Origin of the sequence: Paenibacillus sp. FSL R10-2778 (genome assembly GCF_038593035.1) — a bacterium.
GTDB lineage: Bacteria > Bacillota > Bacilli > Paenibacillales > Paenibacillaceae > Paenibacillus_AQ > Paenibacillus_AQ odorifer.
Genome location: NZ_CP151956.1, coordinates 2,958,963 through 2,976,374, shown reverse-complemented (window position 1 = coordinate 2,976,374; position 17,412 = coordinate 2,958,963). Strand labels below are relative to the sequence as shown.

The 17,412-nt window shown below is 42.7% G+C and carries 20 protein-coding genes; 6 read left to right on the top strand and 14 right to left on the bottom strand.

Going from position 1 to position 17,412, the window contains the following annotated elements; translation table 11 throughout:
• The first annotated feature begins 1 nt into the window (after window position 1).
• The 3 genes from NST40_RS13080 to NST40_RS13070 all read left to right on the top strand — a co-directional run bounded on the left by NST40_RS13080 (window position 2) and on the right by NST40_RS13070 (window position 2,703).
• Window positions 2–1,375 carry a HAMP domain-containing sensor histidine kinase gene (locus tag NST40_RS13080; protein ID WP_076275806.1) on the top strand — a complete coding sequence of 458 codons (1,374 nt, stop codon included), beginning with the start codon at window positions 2–4 and terminating at the stop codon, window positions 1,373–1,375.
• A 60-nt stretch (window positions 1,376–1,435) separates the two neighbouring features.
• A complete protein-coding gene (locus tag NST40_RS13075) occupies window positions 1,436–2,245 on the top strand; it encodes a hypothetical protein (protein ID WP_076275807.1) in 810 nt (269 codons plus the stop codon).
• Between the two features lie 80 nt (window positions 2,246–2,325).
• Window positions 2,326–2,703, top strand: coding sequence for a PilZ domain-containing protein (locus NST40_RS13070; RefSeq protein WP_342410760.1), 378 nt, complete (start codon window positions 2,326–2,328; stop codon window positions 2,701–2,703).
• Window positions 2,704–2,836: 133 nt separating this feature from the next.
• On the opposite strand, the gene mnhG is transcribed toward NST40_RS13070, so the two are convergent.
• The 7 genes from mnhG to NST40_RS13035 form a co-directional block, all read right to left on the bottom strand.
• Complete coding sequence (mnhG, locus tag NST40_RS13065) at window positions 2,837–3,235, bottom strand: monovalent cation/H(+) antiporter subunit G (protein ID WP_076275808.1); 399 nt, start codon at window positions 3,233–3,235, stop codon at window positions 2,837–2,839.
• A complete protein-coding gene (locus NST40_RS13060) occupies window positions 3,210–3,503 on the bottom strand; it encodes a Na(+)/H(+) antiporter subunit F1 (protein ID WP_036686407.1) in 294 nt (97 codons plus the stop codon). The genes mnhG and NST40_RS13060 overlap by 26 nt, the downstream gene beginning before the upstream one ends.
• Window positions 3,503–3,976, bottom strand: coding sequence for a Na+/H+ antiporter subunit E (locus NST40_RS13055; protein ID WP_076126047.1), 474 nt, complete (start codon window positions 3,974–3,976; stop codon window positions 3,503–3,505). Before NST40_RS13055 ends, NST40_RS13060 begins: the two co-directional genes overlap by 1 nt.
• 4 nt (window positions 3,977–3,980) lie before the next feature.
• Window positions 3,981–5,459 carry a Na+/H+ antiporter subunit D gene (locus tag NST40_RS13050; RefSeq protein WP_076275809.1) on the bottom strand — a complete coding sequence of 493 codons (1,479 nt, stop codon included), beginning with the start codon at window positions 5,457–5,459 and terminating at the stop codon, window positions 3,981–3,983.
• Window positions 5,456–5,791, bottom strand: a complete 336-nt coding sequence (locus NST40_RS13045; RefSeq protein WP_036686402.1) for a Na(+)/H(+) antiporter subunit C — start codon at window positions 5,789–5,791, stop codon at window positions 5,456–5,458. Before NST40_RS13045 ends, NST40_RS13050 begins: the two co-directional genes overlap by 4 nt.
• Window positions 5,791–8,655, bottom strand: a complete 2,865-nt coding sequence (locus NST40_RS13040; RefSeq protein WP_076275879.1) for a Na+/H+ antiporter subunit A — start codon at window positions 8,653–8,655, stop codon at window positions 5,791–5,793. The genes NST40_RS13045 and NST40_RS13040 overlap by 1 nt, the downstream gene beginning before the upstream one ends.
• Window positions 8,656–8,782: 127 nt before the next feature.
• The gene (locus NST40_RS13035; RefSeq protein WP_232061321.1) at window positions 8,783–9,421 is read right to left on the bottom strand and encodes a universal stress protein; all 639 of its coding nucleotides are present in this window, start codon (window positions 9,419–9,421) and stop codon (window positions 8,783–8,785) included.
• Between the two features lie 345 nt (window positions 9,422–9,766).
• On the opposite strand from NST40_RS13035, the gene NST40_RS13030 reads away from it, so the two are divergent.
• Both NST40_RS13030 and NST40_RS13025 read left to right on the top strand, forming a co-directional pair.
• Window positions 9,767–10,099 (top strand): metalloregulator ArsR/SmtB family transcription factor, encoded by a 333-nt coding sequence (locus NST40_RS13030; protein ID WP_076126043.1) that lies wholly within the window; start codon window positions 9,767–9,769, stop codon window positions 10,097–10,099.
• 51 nt (window positions 10,100–10,150) lie between these two features.
• On the top strand, window positions 10,151–10,687 hold the full coding sequence (locus NST40_RS13025) for an SRPBCC domain-containing protein (RefSeq protein ID WP_342410759.1): 537 nt from the start codon (window positions 10,151–10,153) through the stop codon (window positions 10,685–10,687).
• A gap of 65 nt (window positions 10,688–10,752) precedes the next feature.
• Here NST40_RS13025 and NST40_RS13020 read toward each other — a convergent pair whose 3' ends face one another.
• The 7 genes from NST40_RS13020 to NST40_RS12990 form a co-directional block, all read right to left on the bottom strand.
• Window positions 10,753–11,505 carry an alpha/beta hydrolase-fold protein gene (locus tag NST40_RS13020; RefSeq protein ID WP_342410758.1) on the bottom strand — a complete coding sequence of 251 codons (753 nt, stop codon included), beginning with the start codon at window positions 11,503–11,505 and terminating at the stop codon, window positions 10,753–10,755.
• Between the two features lie 11 nt (window positions 11,506–11,516).
• Window positions 11,517–12,317 (bottom strand): alpha/beta hydrolase-fold protein, encoded by an 801-nt coding sequence (locus NST40_RS13015; protein ID WP_342410757.1) that lies wholly within the window; start codon window positions 12,315–12,317, stop codon window positions 11,517–11,519.
• A 19-nt stretch (window positions 12,318–12,336) separates the two neighbouring features.
• Complete coding sequence (locus NST40_RS13010; RefSeq protein WP_076126226.1) at window positions 12,337–13,341, bottom strand: iron ABC transporter permease; 1,005 nt, start codon at window positions 13,339–13,341, stop codon at window positions 12,337–12,339.
• Between the two features lie 25 nt (window positions 13,342–13,366).
• Complete coding sequence (locus tag NST40_RS13005; protein WP_076126037.1) at window positions 13,367–14,383, bottom strand: iron ABC transporter permease; 1,017 nt, start codon at window positions 14,381–14,383, stop codon at window positions 13,367–13,369.
• 13 nt (window positions 14,384–14,396) lie between these two features.
• The gene (locus tag NST40_RS13000; protein WP_342410756.1) at window positions 14,397–15,413 is read right to left on the bottom strand and encodes an ABC transporter substrate-binding protein; all 1,017 of its coding nucleotides are present in this window, start codon (window positions 15,411–15,413) and stop codon (window positions 14,397–14,399) included.
• Between the two features lie 220 nt (window positions 15,414–15,633).
• A complete protein-coding gene (locus NST40_RS12995) occupies window positions 15,634–16,086 on the bottom strand; it encodes a hypothetical protein (protein WP_081387360.1) in 453 nt (150 codons plus the stop codon).
• A 27-nt stretch (window positions 16,087–16,113) separates the two neighbouring features.
• Window positions 16,114–16,452 carry a winged helix-turn-helix transcriptional regulator gene (locus tag NST40_RS12990; protein WP_036686390.1) on the bottom strand — a complete coding sequence of 113 codons (339 nt, stop codon included), beginning with the start codon at window positions 16,450–16,452 and terminating at the stop codon, window positions 16,114–16,116.
• A gap of 165 nt (window positions 16,453–16,617) precedes the next feature.
• Here NST40_RS12990 and NST40_RS12985 point away from each other — a divergent pair, with 165 nt between their 5' ends.
• Entirely contained in the window at window positions 16,618–17,346 is a 729-nt protein-coding gene (locus tag NST40_RS12985; RefSeq protein ID WP_341002276.1) for an SDR family oxidoreductase, read from the top strand.
• Window positions 17,347–17,412 lie beyond the last annotated feature (66 nt).

Genomic DNA, 17,412 nt, shown 5'->3' with positions numbered 1-17,412 from the left:
TATGAGATTCTGGCATAAAATTCTGCTGTCAGTCCTCGCTTTCTTCATCGTCGCCCTAGATGTGAGTGTAATCATGATTATGAAAAAAAGCTGGCAGCTGAACATGGACAGCGAAATGCAGCGTGCTTCAAGCGAACAGCTATTAATTGCAAACAACATTTATGAAAATCTTGAATCGATTCAGACCCGTGGGGCCACACTTACCTCTACTTTAATCTCAAGTGTGGCTCAATCCTATGGTGAATTTTATCATAAGCAGGGAATCGGACTACAGCTCTGGGAGAATGACCAGATGGTTTATCCGAATGCCGGAGTCCCATCAGTCTCAACACCGGAGTCACATTCTATTCAACTCTCTACTGAGCTCCCTGCTCCCTATCAAGCTTTGTCGATCGTTTATCAACGTGATATCAGTGACCTGTATGCTAAGCAGCATGAGCTGAACCGTTTTTTTGTAATGATTAACTGGATTATCGGTCCAATTCTGCTCCTATTACTCTACTTGCTGATCCGGCAGTTGACCAAACCACTTAAACAGCTTTCAAAGACTACAAAAACGATCGCTGAAGGCAAATATACCGAGCGCGTGCAGTTGCGCAGTAAAGATGAATTTGGTGAGTTAGCCCTGAACTTTAACCGAATGGCAAACGCAGTGGAGCAGCACGTGATCGAACTGTCTAATATGGCCGATGAAAAGCAGAGAATGGTCGATAACCTCGCCCACGAACTGCGCACACCTTTAACCAGTATGCAGGGATTTGCTGAATTTCTGACTTCCGCAAATATAGGCCAGGAAGAACAGCAGATGGCTGGTCAATATATCCTTAGTGAAACCTTACGCCTGAAGAATTTAGCCTTCAAACTACTGGATTTGTCCGTCCTACGGCATCATCCTCTGACTCTGAAACAAGTAGACATATCAGATTTGTTCAAATCGGTTAAACAGATTGAGCAGCTTAAGTTGGACGAAGCAGGCATCAAACTAGAAATGGATTATTCCATCCCTGCGGTTTGGGGTGATCATGATCTGCTAACTTCCTTCTTGGTTAACCTTGTCGAAAATTCCATTCATGCCTCTCCGCAAGGGAGCACCATCCGCTTGCTTGCCTATGTATTGCAATATGAAGCCATATTGGAAGTATGTGATTCGGGATTTGGGATGACACCGGAACACAGCGCGCGTGTTTTTGAACCCTTTTATCGAGGTGAAAAATCGCGCACACGCGAATACGGGGGTGCGGGTCTTGGTTTATCTTTATGCAAGCAAATCGCAGATGCGCATCAAACTAGAATTTCACTGAATTCTACTTTAGGTCAAGGAACAAGTATCCGCATCTTTTTACAACTCCATAACATCTGTTCACCTACTCTATAACATCTATAGTTTAAGGTTAGGAAGATTCAGCATCATCCGAAGCAAATGGAGGTTATTCAAGTGAATAACAAAAAATTCCCCACTACTTTAGCTATACTCCTGTTCTCGGGGAGTCTGCTAATCGTCAGTGCAGTCATTCAAAACACCACCCATTTAGCTTTAACCAGCACCAAAACCCCAGGGGTGAAGTTGGAAGCACCAACGCCGGTGTCCACAGTGAATGACGATCTGCAACCGCAGATGAGTGCTAAAGAAATACAACCCATTAACAATTTCATAGACATGGAAGGTCAGGAGAATTCTGAATCCAAACGGACCACTGTCACACCGCCTGCTGCAGAGAATTTGAGTCAAACTGATGCCGTTATTCTGGCTGCTTCAAGCGTTCGCAAATTATTCGATGTGGACATTGCCAAGCTACAGATGCGGGTTATTCTGAGTGATACCCGAACCTCGCTGCCGTGGACATGGGCTGTACATTTCAGTCCATATAACGCCAAGACCCTAGAAGGGCAAGGTAAGGAATTCTGGGAATATGATGTACTAATTGATCCCATAAACGGTATGGTAGTGAACACGACCGCGATTAATATTGCTCTGAAAAGAACACCAATTAGCGCTTCTGCTGCCAGCACTATCTATAAAGATGCCCGTTGGATCAATGCGGCCATAACTATCCTTACAGATAAACAAAAAGAAAGCCGGAAAATTGCTACAGCTACACTGATCAACACTGACACCAATGATAAACGCGGCATGGTCGCTGTTCAGATGATGCTGGAAGATGGCAGCAGCTACACGGCAGAAATGCGTTATCCTGATCAAAGTCTGCGCTGCCTTACCTACGAGACTGCTCAAGTAGTGAAATAAATCAAAAATTGAATCAGCTCTTCACTAATCCTACTTTTATGTCGATAATTTATATTACATGGAAAAGTATGGAGGAGCATATGAACACTAATCGCAGAACCGAACCTTTTCGATATACACTTAAAGAACCTGTAACATTTGATCTTCATATTCTTACTATTAACGGAGTCCAGGTTCCTTCCAAGCCTGTAAGGGCTGTATTGTTCGACATCAGTCGATCGGGTTGCCACTTATCGTTACCCCTCAATATCAACCCAGAAAATAACCTAGTACGCATTGGCATGGAAATGAATCTTACGGATGAATCTATGTACATAGAAGGAATATTGAAATGGAACAAAGAACAACAAGGCAGTTTCCACTACGGCATTCAATTGGACATCCCTGAGAATGATGGTGATCGGCTCCCAAGAGTACTTCGCATCCTTGCTGGAGAAGGCAAAATATTAGTTCGTTAAGATAACAAAAAAGAGTAGTTTTAATCTAAAAAAGCAACAACCCCGTGTTTTCATGCAGGGTTGTTGCTTTTTAGCTATTACGATCCAAACTTATTGTTGTAATCCGAAATCGCAGATCACCATTTCATGGATTTTATTCTTGAGGCACATCCCGTTCAGGGGATGCTGCTACAGCTTTTTCTTTCTCCAGTACCTCTCTTAAATCATCTTGAATTCTGCGATTCCATAAGGGAACCCCTGAGCGATAAGCAGCTCTGCCCGTCAAATGCGCAGATAAAGGTGAGGTCATAAATACAAAGACAATCCCCAGTAGCAGCTTAGCACTTATATGATCTAGAAAAAATGCAAAATATAGAAAGGCCCCGCTCAGAACACATAAAACTCCAAGGGTGGCACTTTTGGCAGCGGCATGTGATCTCAGATAAACATCAGGCAGCCGAATCAGACCATAAGCACTTACAGCACTTAGCAATGCCCCCATCAGTATTAATAAGGCAAACAGCAATTCACCGACTATCTTGATCGTTTCCATGTTCAAGCACCACTCCCCTTTCGATGTATCTGGCAAATGCCGTCGTGCCGATAAAGGAAAGAATGCCTATTAACAAAATAATTTCGATAAAAGCCTGCGTTCGGAGTAAAACAGAAAGAACGGCTACCATGGCTAACAGATTAATTCCAATCGTATCCAGTGCCGCTACCCGGTCGGGCAAAGAAGGCCCCTTCAACAACCGCCAGGCACATACACCAATCGCCAGCGCCATAATCGTAAGCGAGAGCATAAGAATAAAATGGATCATTAACGGGTCACCTCCAATATCGCACGCTCAAAGGTGTCACGGATATTCGCTCTGAACTGTGCGGGATCCTCAACATCCATGGCATGAATATACAAAGTCCGGTTATCATCCGATACTTCAAGTACCACAGATCCGGGAGTAAGGCAGAGCAATGTGATCAAAGTAGCCACTTCCCAATCCGATTTCAGCTCTGTAGTATATTTCAAGATTGCCGGACGTATATTAAGCTCCGGTCTCAGAACAGCTTTTACTACTACATAACTTGAAACGACCAGCTCCCGCAGCAGCAACAGGATTAGCTTAATAATTGCCCACACTTTTCCTAGATATAATCTGGGCCAAAAACGTCGCATTCCGAGCAGAATGAGGATACCGATCAAGAAACCAATGACGAAACGCGGCCCAGTCCAGTCATTGTGCAGGAACATCCACAGGAATGCTATCATGAAATTCAATAATAGTTGAAAAGCCATAGTATCACTCCTTCATGACAGCGTTAATGTATAGTGCTGGATCAGCCAGTACAGCTCCGGCTTGGCTGACAAGTCCGTTTACCGTCTCCGCACCCACACCTATCAGAATTACAATCGCGAACAGAACAGCTGCCGGTGCCATCATAGCTTTATAATGAAGCGGTTTGACCTGTTCTTCCCTTTTCTCGCCACCCCAGAACACTTGCTGGAATACCTTGATCAAGGAATATAACACTACGAAGCTGGATGCAAGTGCAATCAGCGCCAGAGCCACGTGATTCTCGCCAAATCCACTCCGCACCATCATCACTTTTCCAGCGAAACCACTAAGGGGTGGAACACCAACCAATGCCAAAGTCAGTACAAAAAACATCCAGCCGGTCCACGGATAACGTCGGATTAAACCACCCATTTCTTTTAAGCGGTCAGTGCCTGAAGCTGAGATAATCATCCCACCCAGAAAGAATAATAATGCTTTGGCAACCATGTCATGCATTAAATAAAACACTACACCATTTAACGAATCCTGAGTCGCGACAGAGATCCCAAAAGCAATAAATCCTACACTGATGATGATATTATAATTAAATATTCGGCCCAAATCGTTGTATGCCAATGCCCCGATTGCCCCAAGTATCATCGTCGCCCCCGCCATCCAGGCAATCAATGTATGGGTGAGTCCCGGTTCTTGAATAAAAATCAAAGTAAAGGTACGAGTAATTGCATACAATCCGACCTTGGTTAGCAAAGCCCCAAACAGGGCTCTAACAGCCAATGGTGGTGCACTATAAGAATCGGGAAGCCAGAAAAAGAGCAGTAATCCTGCCTTAATCGAAAATACAATTAGCAGCAGGACCGCAATGACGTTCATTACACCGCCTTGTCCCGCCTCTGCTACACGCATAGATAGATGCGCCATATTCAGTGTTCCTGTCGCGGCATATAAATAAGCAATCGTCGCCACAAACAAGGAAGAGGAAATCACATTAATTAATACATACTTTAATGTCTCTCGCAGTTGACCCTTGGACCCACCAAGTACGATCAAAGCGTAAGAGGCAACTAACAGCACCTCAAAGCAGACAAACAAGTTAAACAGGTCCCCGGTGAGGAAAGAGCCAAATACCCCGGTTAATAAAAAATGGAAAAACGGATAGTAATAAAACCGTTCCCTGTCTTCCCCAATGCTAGCGAAGGAAAAAAACAGACAAGCCGCGCCAACAATGGCCGCAGTCAACACGAGCAATGCCGAAAACATATCGGCAACAAACACAATGCCATAAGGTGGACGCCATCCCCCCATATATAAGGTCTGGATACCGTTTGTATTTACCTGATACACAATGAATCCTGCAACAAAGATATTTAAAAACACACTGACGGCACTTATGATTCGTTGCAGACGTACTCGTTCTTTCAGAAAAATGAGTATTACTGCCGTAATGGCCGGAATCAGCAGAGGCAGCACTAACAAGTTGTTCATCGTCTCTCCTCCTTGGTTCCTTCCACATCATCGGTACCCGTCGAGCGGTAAGTCCGGTATGCCAAAACAATAAAAAATGCTGTTACTCCAAAGCTAATTACAATAGAGGTCAAAATGAGCGCCTGCGGCAAAGGATCGACATAAGCTTCCGCTTCCTCACCCAGCAATGGTGCAGCACCTGTCTTGAGGCCAGACATTGTCAGTAACAACAAATGAACGCCGTGCGTTATTAAAGTGGTTCCCAGAAGGATGCGCAGCAAGCTTTTGGAAAGAACTAGATAAACACCTACGGAAAACAGTACACCGATCGCCAGGGCAATAATAAGCTCCATTAGCTATCCCTCCCGATCGTAAATATGATATTCATAGTGACACCAATAACAGCTAAGAAAACACCGAGATCAAAGAACATTGCTGTGGTCAGTTCTGTTTTGCCCATAAGTGGCAGTTGGAAATAGCCAAACGCTTGGCTCAGAAAAGGTACATCGAATAAAAACGAACCTATTCCTGTAAGAAAAGCTACAGATACCCCAACCGCGATTAACTTACGATAGTCGATAGGCAATACCTTCTCAACCATATCAATCCCAAAAGTAATGGCGAGCAGTACCAATGCGGCTGATGCCATCAATGCTCCAATAAATCCGCCTCCCGGATTATTATGTCCGGCGAAAAACAGATAAAGCGAAAATATTAGTATCATAACGAAGGCTACTTTAGCTACCGCTTGTAGTAACACATCATCACTTACAGAAGAACGTGGTTTATTATCCTTCACAGCCCGCTTCAGTGGGGTAATAGTTCCATCCGTATCCAACTGCAGTTTGATCATGGAATAAATAGCAAGTGAGGCAAGGCCAAGCACTGTAATTTCAAACATGGTATCAAAGCCGCGGAAATCAACGAGCAGAACATTAACAATATTTTTACCACCACCCAAGGTATAGCTATTCTCCACATAATATTTCGAGATGGATTCGAACGGACTACTGCCTAAAGCAGCAAGTGCAACCAATGTCATGGTTATTCCCATCCCGATGGAAATAATTAGCTTAGGCAAGCGGGACCGAAGTTTGAGCGGCTCTTTCTCCAGCTTAGGCAAATGCCGAAAACATAGCAGGAACAATGTAACGGATACTACTTCGACAATCATCTGGGTAAGCGCCAGATCAGGTGCCCGGAACAGAACAAAGAGTAAAGTAACCATATAACCAACCATTCCTGTTAACAAAATGGCTGTGATTCTGGAACGAACAAAGGGGATAGCCAAAGCGCCCACAAGCATAACCATAACAACAATAACTTCAAACAAAGAAAACGGAGCATATTCAGTTGTCCCAAGCGTTATTCCATCGGTATACCACACGGCTCCACCAATGGCTACGATCAGGAAAGCGAAGATATACATCAAGTAATGGCGCATGGAACCTGTCATATAGGTACCAGTCAACGCCCTAGACGATTTCTCGACCAGCCGGATTACTCCGTCATAGACTTGATTTAAAGTGTAGCCACTGCCCCATTCTTTATCGACCAGACTCCAGCGGCCATAGATTCGGTATACAATAATACCAATAATCACAACACCAAGTGTCATCCATATTTCTGGTGTAAAGCCGTGCCAGAAATGAATATTCACAACAAAGGGTTCTCCGGTCTGCAAGATAGGGTGAATAGCATTCATTGCAGGGATAATAAGTGTTTTGGATAATATATTCGGGAAAAAACCGATAAATATAGACAGCACTGCTAGCAGGCACGGGGCAAGCAGAAGTCCAAATGGGGCTTCATGCGGTTTTTTGTCCAGCTTCTCAGGCTGATATTTTCCGAAAAAGGTGTGGAAAACCAAAATCATACTGTATGCAAAAGTAAACACGCTGGCAATCCAGGCCAAAACCGGGAAGAGCGTAAACAACGAGGGAATAGACAATATATCCAGGTTTCGGATATTCAGAACAGCCGTAAAAAACATCTCTTTACTTAAAAACCCGGAAAATGGCGGCAAACCAGCCATCGAGAAACTGCCGATCATCGCTACCGTAAAGGTAACCGGCATAATGGAAATCAGTCCGCCCAGCTTTCGCAGGTCGCGGGTACCCGTCTCATGGTCAACTATACCGACCATCATAAACAAAGAGCCTTTAAAGATGGCATGGTTAATAAGGTGAAAGATAGCCGCTGTTGTTGCAGCAGTGTAAAAGACTGAATCTTCCCCTACATAAAATGCCGCTGCCGATCCCATTCCCAGCAATCCCATAATCAGTCCAAGTTGACTAATCGTTGAATAGGCTAATAGAGCCTTCAGGTCCGTCTGCTTCATCGCCTGGATGGAGCCATAAATCAAGGTGATCAAACCGACGCCTGACACAACCCAGAACCACTCATATTGCCCCGCAAAAACAGGGCTGAAACGGGCGACAAGATACAATCCAGCTTTAACCATCGTTGCCGAGTGCAGATAGGCGCTGACGGGTGTCGGTGCCTCCATGGCATCCGGCAGCCAGATATGAAACGGGAACTGAGCTGATTTGGTGAAGGCGCCTAAGAGAATTAGTAGCATCGCCGGAATAAATAAAGCATGCCCGCTAATATCGCCAACCTCACTCCAAATTTCCCGGATACTAAAGGTGCCTGTCATTACATAAAGCATTAAAAAGCCGGCAAACATCGCTAAACCACCAAATACGGTAATCAACATAGATTTGAGAGCACCATACCGCGATTTTTGCCGCCGATGCCAAAAGGCAATTAACAGAAATGACGAAACACTTGTTAATTCCCAAAAGCCGTATAACACCATCAAGTTATCCGAGAGCACAACGCCAAGCATTGCCCCCATAAACAACATTAGATAAATATAAAAAGGGGTTAACGCTTCTTTTCGCCGGTCCAGATAATAAATTGAATAGATAATTACAAGACTACCCATCCCAGTGATTAGCAAAGCAAACAACAAACTTAATCCATCCAGATGGAAAACCAAATCAATTCCTAGTGAAGGAATCCATGAAATGGTTTCATATCCCAAATCCCCACCTTTAATAACGGGAATCCGGGTTAAGAAATAAACAAACAAAACGAGTGAACCAGGGAAAACAAGCCATCCTCTATGAAGGTTGGGTGCTCTCTTGGACAAAAGTGCGATTACTAAGGCCATTAGAAACGGAACAAGTATGATTACATGCAGCAAAGGCAGTCCTCCTTTTCCACTTGAGCTTATCAAGTTGTGAACTTTAGTACTTACTTTTTTACCAAAAGCCAAAGATCATATGATTGGTAGGGCCTTTTATACAAGGCCCCAATGTTGATAAGGGCAAGCCCGATTATAAAGAATCGGTCAATGTGCCATCACAAATATGCAGATACCTAGCCTTTCCATCTTCTTGCTCAATTCTGAATAAACCGTTCTCAAATTCTGTGTGTAGTTCGTGAAAGAACTTTCCCTTAAGCGAATACTCTCCCTGAGGTTCATCACTGAGCTGGTACTCAGCCCCGTTTTTGACCAGGTAAGCGATAACGCCTTCCTCATGGGTTTCTTCCAGCCCTGCACGCATCCGCTGCACAGCCACGACATGCAGATCCATCATTTTCATTTTACCAATGAGTTCATTGATGAAATTACGTTTGGTTAGCTCCTGCCACCGAGTTTGAGCAGATTGTCCAATGACGATCTGTGTGACCTCATTCTCTTCAGCAACTTCTACAATAATATCTGTTGTTTTTCGGCCTTCACGTTTCCGAATGATAAACTCTGCGCCAGCTTCATCGGCAAGACGTTTCCAGACCGTCATATACATTTCTTTGCTCTGATTATATTCATCAATATCCGAACTATCGACATTTAATACAAACAATGGCGCCCCTATAATTTCAGATAGTTGGACACCACGCCGGATTAAACGCTCCCCATGCGGACCATAATGAACACAAACCATAATCTTTTCATTGTGTATGACCTTCACCCTCCTGTAACATGGCCAAGAAATACAAAAGGAGCCCACTGGCGTTAGGCCCCTTGCGTAATTCTAAAACCCGATAAGTTATACTTAATTATATCTATTCCTATGTTTTTTGTAAAGTTTGTTGGTTATCATGGAACATATTTCTTTTTAATGCTTGTATCATGCCCTTCTCTTGCAGTTGTCATACAATGGTTATTATATATTCCTTTACAGGAATATTCCCTCCATGGTATATTATCACCACAAACAGGAAATACCAAAAAGGAGGCGCTATAGAGCCGCTCAACCAGAGTATGTCATAATAGAGATGCGAATGAATTTAATGAATCGAAGTGATCCTTGTTTATGAATACTAACGTTATGAGTGCCTTAGCTGAGCCCCACCGCATGCAGATCGTTGAACTATTACGCGAGAATCCTCTAACCGTTGGGGAGATTGCAGAAAGTCTTCAGCTACGGCAGCCTCAAGCGTCCAAGCATTTGCGCGTCCTTAGTGAAGCGGGCTTAATTGAAGTTCAAGCTGTTGCTAACAAGCGCATTTGCAAGCTCCGTCCTGATCCATTTAAGGAAATAGACGATTGGTTAGACTCCTACCGCCATATATGGGAAGAACGATACGATCGACTGGATGATTATTTACAAAAGCTACAGAGCAATGAAAACAATAATAAATCATAGCCTCAGGTCGAAATTGGCAGGAAGCAAACAAATTTGAGGAGGATCTATCCCATGACAAATTCTAACCCGTCCAACCAAGTGGTATCCAAAGTTGTTGAGGGCAACACATTAGTATTAGAGCGCGTATTCCAAGCTCCACGTGAGCTAGTATTCAAGGCTTTTTCTGAGGCTGAGCATTTGAAGCACTGGTGGGGTCCAAAAGGGTGGACGCTTCCCGTATGTAATGTCGATTTCCGTCCAGGGGGTACTTGGCATTATTGCATGAAGTGCGTGGATAAGAATCAAGGGGATTTCTACGGTATGGAGTCTTGGGGCAAGGCGTTGTATAAGGAAATTACAGCCCCAGAACAAGTCATTTATACAGATGGATTCTCAGATGCAGAGGGTAATATTTCAAAAGATTTGCCTGAAACGCTTGTCCAGCTAGATTTTATCGACCTGGAGGGTCAAACGAAGCTGGTGAATACCGGTAAATACACTTCTCCGGAAGCCTTGCAACAAGTGATTGATATGGGGATGTTAGAGGGGATTTCCCAAACCTTCGATAATTTGGACGCCCATCTTGAGAATTTACAGAAGAATAACTAGAGCAGCTATCACACGATAAGTAGGACGATGCAAGGATACTCTCTCTCCTGCTCGTCCTATTATGTTTATTTTGCAGGAAATAAGAACCTGATACTATTCGGAAAATATTGCAGGAAAAACGTGTCATTATGCGTGCCCAGCGGATCCGTCTCAAACTTCACTCGCTGATCCGCTCCAACAATCTTCTCTTTTAAAATATCATAAGCACGTTTGCTGTTAGGCACCATGTCCTTCTGGGCATTTGTCTTGTGGATCCCTTCCTGCTCACCAACATACATATAAATTCTGCATTCCCTATCTAGTCTTGATGTCTCCATGAAATGAATGAAATCTTTAAACCATACAGACGCAGATATCAATATAAAATTCCCAACAGAAGCTTCAGTCTTATACATCGCGTACAGACTTATTAATCCACCTAGTGAAACACCACCCAAAGCCAATTTCTCCGGCTCGTTGGAGATGCGATAGGAGCTTTTGATATAGGGTACAAGATCCTGATAGACATAATTCAAATAATCATCGCCCTTGCCCCCAAAGGACCAATCCTTAAAAAGAGCAGGCATTTCCCAAGGTGTATATTCATCATTCCGCAACTGAGAATCAATCCCGATAAAAATAACCGGCTCTGTTACTCCCTCTTCTACATCTTTCTCTATTGCTGTAATCGCCTCTTTGAACAAAAAATCTCCATCCTGTAAGAAAACCGCTGGAAACATCCGCTCCGGAAATAGATGATATTCTTTCGGTAAATACACGGTAATCTGACGATCCATATGTTCAAAAAGCACAAGCTCGCCTGCCCTCATTTGCGTCATATCCCCACTCCTTAACAGTTCAGCACTCGAAACGCTCTACTCATAATCGTTGGTACTACAGAAGCGTGATTTTCATTGGGTGCGACATAGTGCTTAACCTCTAAATTAGGCAAAGCATACTCATTCAATTTTGAAAATAATATTGCTGCGTCATCGACCATAAACGACTCTTCACTCCCTACGGTAATCAATAACTTTTGTTTATCGGCCGTCAACTCTTGACCCTTGTGATAGAACTGCTTCGCATACGTCAGGATTTCATGATCATTCCACCAAATGGATGGACTAGAGGCCAAATAATACTGGAATAGCTTCGTACGAGTGAATAACGTCCAGAGGACAAATAGACCGCTGAGAGAGTGACCAAACAAGGCTTGTTTATACTGATCCACATTATATTTCTTGATGATTGCTGGCATTAACTCTAATTCTAAAAAAGCCAAAAACTTCTCAGCTCCACCATGTGGTCCTATGTCAGCATTTTTCAATCGGTCCGGATATACATACTGCTTCGCCGGAGGTGTGAAATCATAAAATCTTCTTTTGGAGACCTCTTCATCTGAACCATAATGTCCAATGCCAATCACAATTGCTGGTGCAATAAAAGTTTTCGGGGCATTTCTTGACTGCAATTTCACAACATCCCGACCCAATTGAAAATATGAATTACCATCGAGCATGTAATACACGGGGAAGCCCTTTTCTGGTGCTGCTTCTCTGGGAAGAGAAACCTTCATATCGTACGTGTAACCCGTATACTGAGATTCAAGTTTCCATGATTCTGTGTGTTCGAGCTCTACTTGTGTTGTCATTTTTTCTGTACACTCTCCCCTACACTCTTGACTTTGCTAATAAATATAAGAAATAAGGAATTCCAATAATCGAAACGACTATACCCACGGGTAACTCTGCCGGCTGAAATATTGTTTTGGCAAAATAATCCGAGATCACCAGCAAAAACATCCCTACCACTGCACTGGATAACATAATATAGCGGTGATTAATCCCTACTAATCTTCTGGCGATATGAGGAGCCATCAAGCCTATAAAACTTATAGAACCGGATACAGATACACAAACACTTACGATCCCCACACTGCATAACAGAAAGATCAGCTTTTCTTTTTCTACAGAGATCCCTAAGCTCTTTGTACTGGAATCCTCCAATTGAAAATAATTGAGTAAATAGCTTTTTCGATACATTATAAATCCTAAAATAAGCACCCAAGGTGCGATCATAATGATATAAGTCCAGTTCGCGCTGTAAATACTTCCGACACTCCAAACCGCAGCCATCTCATAATCACTTGCATTCATTTTCAGAGAGATATACAACGACAACGCACCAAAACCACTGCTAATCGCGATCCCTGTCAAAATCAAGCGTTGCATATCGAGTGCACCATTCCGCCATGAAAAAATAAAGATAATGACAACTGCGGCAAGCCCACCTACAAAACCAAACAGCGGCATGGCTAGTATCGAGAACCAGCTTTCTTTGAAAAAAGTAACTCCCGACATCTGAAAGAAAAACATAAACGCAACGATGGCAGCTCCTGCGCCTGCATTAATCCCAAGGATACCTGGATCAGCCAGCCCGTTACGGGTAATCCCTTGAATGACAGTTCCCGCTATCCCCAGACCTATTCCTACTAATGAGGCAATAATGATCCGTGGTAACCGAAACTGAAAAATAACCAGGTCAAATTTAGCATTAGGATCTATTCGCAGCAGTGTTTTTATCACATCCATTACAGACATATCAAACACGCCATTCGTAAGATGAAAATATCCGGCCACAAGGGTTAACAGGATAAAAACTAATAGTGTAAGCATATAGCGGCTAAACTGTACTTTACTTCTATCCACGCTGCTCTCCCCCTTTAACCCGAATTAAATAAAGGAAGAAAGGGATGCCAATAAAGGCTGTTACAACACCAATTGGCGTCTCAAACGGAAAGTTAATATAACGGCTTAAGACATCGCAAAACGCTAAAAAAACAGCTCCAATCACCGCTGAGCAAGGAATGATAAAGCGATAGTCTATACCTACGATAAAACGTGTAATATGAGGAATGATTAGACCCACAAAGGCTATCTTGCCGACTAAAGCTACTGCTGTCCCGGTCAGACATATAACAGATATAATACTGACAATTTTCACCCATTTTGTTCGTTGACCCAAGCTAATCGCGGTTTCATCCCCCAGGGAAGCAACCATTACTGACTTAGAAATACTAACCGCCAAGAGCAGTCCAACGATTATAAAAGGAACTGATAATATTAGCATATCTGGATTAACGGTATGTATTTTCGAGCTATACCAGACGCTAACATTTTGTGAAACTTGAAAAAACATCGCTACTGCTGAGGCGATACTACTTAAAAAAGTACCAATTACAGTTCCAATAATGGCTAACCTGACTGGAGATAAGCCGTTTTTGACCAATGAACCAAATCCGAAAACCAAACCCGCTCCGATGGCTGAACCCACCATGGATAAAATAATCATCTGAACATTCGATAATCCCGGATAAAACACCATAGCCAACGTAATAACAAATGCCGATCCGTCATTTACTCCCATAATCGATGGTGATGCAAGATAGTTACGTGTAACCCCCTGCATTAACGCCCCTGAAACAGCCAGAGCCGCTCCAACTAATAAAGCGGCGATTACACGCGGAAATCTAGATGTCATAATAATGTTGTGGTCCACATTATTAGCATCGAAGTGTGTAATCGCCTGCCATATTGTCAATATTCCAATATCTTTAACACCATATAAGACGGATACAACCATTGCTAATACGATGAATAATGGAGAAGTTGATAGGATCAATATAACTTTCCAATTTTTTGTATTCATCTTATTCATCGCACCTTCGGTTTTACTTCAACAGGTTTTCAATTGCCGCATCCAGGAATCTTACTTTAGACCAAGCCGTTCCACCTTGTGCCAACGGATCAATTGCATTTACAAACACATGATTATTTTTGACAGCAGTTACGCTTTTGAAGATCGGATTCTTGAGCAAATCATCAAGAGCTGTTGCATTATCAGTATTCTCACTAGTCTCAAACTGCAAGAAAATATAGTCCGGATTAATATCCGCCAAAGCTTCTAATGAAAGCTCTGCTTGTGCTTCTGTAGAGGAAATCACCTCAGGAATGGCAGCACCCAGATCTTCATAAATAACCGGATTCAAATAAACGCCAGCAGGATACACACACATACTGCCCTGACGAATACGAATGGCTAGAATGGATTGATCTTTCAGCTTTTCTCCAATTTCAGCCTTTGCACCCGCAGCTTTAGATTCATAATCACTAATAATTTTTTCTGCATCTGTGGTCTTACCGGATAATTGGCCTAATAAGAGCAAGTTATCTTTCCAGTTTGTTGAAATATGTGAATAAGGAATCATCGTTTGAATTTTATTAAGTGCGCCGGCCACATCTTCCCCAAACTTGGAAGACCCTAAGATAACATCTGGATCCAGTTGCAGAATCGCTTCATTACTTGGAGCAAATTTATCCCCCACTAAGGATGCACCCGCTAGGTCAGTTGACAGATAACCTGGAATAGCATCAGCTATTGCAAGTACACCTACAGGTTTCACTCCCAGTATGGCAGCATCTTCCATAGATTCGAGACTTGCTGCTACAATATTATTAATCTTTGCAGGCACGACATAATCCTTGCCCAAATATGTAACGGTTTGTTCAGTGGCAACAGCCTCCTGAGCCGCATTTCCTTTGTTATTTGCAGTTCCTTCTGCTGCTACTGCAGCATTATTTGTGCTTTTTTCTGAAGCTGTCTTATCCTTTTCATTGTTACCGCAAGCTGCCAAACTCAAAGCTAAAACTGCTGATACCCCAGCTAATAAATATTTTTTCTGATTCATAATCAATCTCCCCATCTATATTTTATTTATCATTCTTCAAACTAAAGTAATGATAATGAGAATCGTTATCATATTAAATCATATGAGAATAATTATCAATACTTTTCTTTGATTATATGAAATCTTGTAATTTAACAGATGCGTTGAATGATTAGTGAACATGCAGAAGAACCCGCACCAACTGCGGGTTCTTCTGCACTATAAATATGAGTCCATTTTTTTAATCAGCGTTATAAAACTCAGATAAGTCACGGAACAACAATCCGCACGCCTCTAGTCTATTAAGTTCCTCATCCACATCAGTGATCAAATTGCTTTCTCTCTCATGGGCTTTATTGATTAGCCACGGTTGTCCCTGTTTTAGAAAACAAAGATCATCAGGCAGCCTGGTCTGTACCCACGAGTACAAGCTGGTGGAATAGGATAAAAGAATATTGACGGCTTCAGGCGAACAATCAAAAAAATAAACATCTGCATAATGCCCCATAAGCCGAGTCCCCGGCCAATAGTCATCTTTTATGACCTTTTTGAGAAAAGGTTGCAGCTGTTCAAGCAGTTCATATCCTTCTGGCTCCAACTCCATCTGATCACGTTTTACTAGAATAAATTCATCACATACTTCCATAGCTACCTGTACCAGCGTCTTGTAGGTCTGACCCGTTGGTTCCTGCAAAATAGTAAGAATAATAATGCACCCCCTCTACTTATTTGTATTATTCAAATATTCTTTATGCATCCTACCCCAGCCACACATGCTATCCAAAACTGTAATTAGGGATTTGCCATGTTCTGAAATACTATATTCCACCCTGAGTGGAAGCTCATGATAACTCACCCGGTCGATAAGCTGATCCTCTTCAAGCTCCCGTAATTGTTTAGCTAACGTACCTTGGGAGACATCTGGGATAATCCGTCTAAGTTCACCAAATCGTTTTGTGCCATCTATCAATAAAATAAATAAAATGAGCGGCTTCCACTTTCCACCGATCTTTTCAAGTGTTGTAAGAACCCCGGTTAATCTCGGCTCCAGCAAATCCATGCGATCCCCTCTTTCGATAGTTATATAACTATATGTTCGAACCAGCTAGTACGAAAAATCGTACCTAGTACGAAAAAAGTGCGTACTGTGCAGGTTATATTTTATAGCTAATAATAAAAAACAGAACTTAATAAGTCCAATTAACTATGAACGGAGAAGATAAATATGTCCACTATTTCATTAAAAAACCAGCGCATCGTCATTATCGGAGGAAGCTCCGGAATAGGGCTTGCAACTGCCAAACAAGCGGTTGAACAAGGTGCAGCTGTCATAATCGCTGGGCGTTCTCAAGATAAATTAGAGAAAGCTCAACACCTTCTGGGATTCGATTCTGTTGAAATTCATTCACTAGATAATCAAAATGAACAGGACTTGAAGGATTTCTTTGAAAAAATCGGCGTTTTTGACCATTTGTTCACTCCGGGAGCCTCCTATGTTAGAGGACCGATTACTTCTAGCTTGGAGATTGCACACAGTTGCTTTAATGCAAAGTTCTGGCCGCAATATCATGCTGTAAAGCATGCCATCCCTTTTATCAACCCTACAGGCTCCATTGTTCTTATGTCCGGCGCATTCAGCCAACGTCCACTTGCAGACGGTGCCTCCTATGCAGCTTGTAACGGCGCGATTGAAAGTCTGGGAAAAGCATTAGCAGTAGAATTGGCTCCGATTCGGGTAAATGTCATCTCCCCTGGAACCATTCATACCAACTTTAATTGGGAAGGCGCAGAACAGGAAACTAGAGACAAGGCTTACGACGAATATACGAATATCAATATCCTTGGCAGGGTGGGTCATGCCGGCGAAGCAGCACATACAACGATTTATTTGATGACCAATAGCTATACAACAGGAAGTACTTTATTTCCGGATGGGGGATATATTTTGCGATAAAAAACAGCTGAGTCAATAAGTTGGAACCGCTACTTATTGACTCAGCTTCTTTTAGTTGAAAGAATC

Excerpts from the sequence above, each read along its gene's own strand:
- NST40_RS13080 (WP_076275806.1), top strand. The coding sequence starts at position 2 with ATGAGATTCTGGCATAAAATTCTGCTGTCAGTCCTCGCTTTCTTCATC.
- NST40_RS13070 (WP_342410760.1), top strand. The coding sequence starts at position 2,326 with ATGAACACTAATCGCAGAACCGAACCTTTTCGATATACACTTAAAGAA.
- mnhG (WP_076275808.1), bottom strand. The coding sequence starts at position 3,235 with ATGGAAACGATCAAGATAGTCGGTGAATTGCTGTTTGCCTTATTAATA.
- NST40_RS13060 (WP_036686407.1), bottom strand. The coding sequence starts at position 3,503 with ATGATCCATTTTATTCTTATGCTCTCGCTTACGATTATGGCGCTGGCG.
- NST40_RS13055 (WP_076126047.1), bottom strand. The coding sequence starts at position 3,976 with ATGGCTTTTCAACTATTATTGAATTTCATGATAGCATTCCTGTGGATG.
- NST40_RS13050 (WP_076275809.1), bottom strand. The coding sequence starts at position 5,459 with ATGAACAACTTGTTAGTGCTGCCTCTGCTGATTCCGGCCATTACGGCA.
- NST40_RS13045 (WP_036686402.1), bottom strand. The coding sequence starts at position 5,791 with ATGGAGCTTATTATTGCCCTGGCGATCGGTGTACTGTTTTCCGTAGGT.
- NST40_RS13030 (WP_076126043.1), top strand. The coding sequence starts at position 9,767 with ATGAATACTAACGTTATGAGTGCCTTAGCTGAGCCCCACCGCATGCAG.
- NST40_RS13025 (WP_342410759.1), top strand. The coding sequence starts at position 10,151 with ATGACAAATTCTAACCCGTCCAACCAAGTGGTATCCAAAGTTGTTGAG.
- NST40_RS13020 (WP_342410758.1), bottom strand. The coding sequence starts at position 11,505 with ATGACGCAAATGAGGGCAGGCGAGCTTGTGCTTTTTGAACATATGGAT.
- NST40_RS13015 (WP_342410757.1), bottom strand. The coding sequence starts at position 12,317 with ATGACAACACAAGTAGAGCTCGAACACACAGAATCATGGAAACTTGAA.
- NST40_RS13010 (WP_076126226.1), bottom strand. The coding sequence starts at position 13,341 with ATGCTTACACTATTAGTTTTTATCCTGTTAACCCTTGTGGCCGGATAT.
- NST40_RS13005 (WP_076126037.1), bottom strand. The coding sequence starts at position 14,383 with ATGAATAAGATGAATACAAAAAATTGGAAAGTTATATTGATCCTATCA.
- NST40_RS13000 (WP_342410756.1), bottom strand. The coding sequence starts at position 15,413 with ATGAATCAGAAAAAATATTTATTAGCTGGGGTATCAGCAGTTTTAGCT.
- NST40_RS12990 (WP_036686390.1), bottom strand. The coding sequence starts at position 16,452 with ATGGATTTGCTGGAGCCGAGATTAACCGGGGTTCTTACAACACTTGAA.
- NST40_RS12985 (WP_341002276.1), top strand. The coding sequence starts at position 16,618 with ATGTCCACTATTTCATTAAAAAACCAGCGCATCGTCATTATCGGAGGA.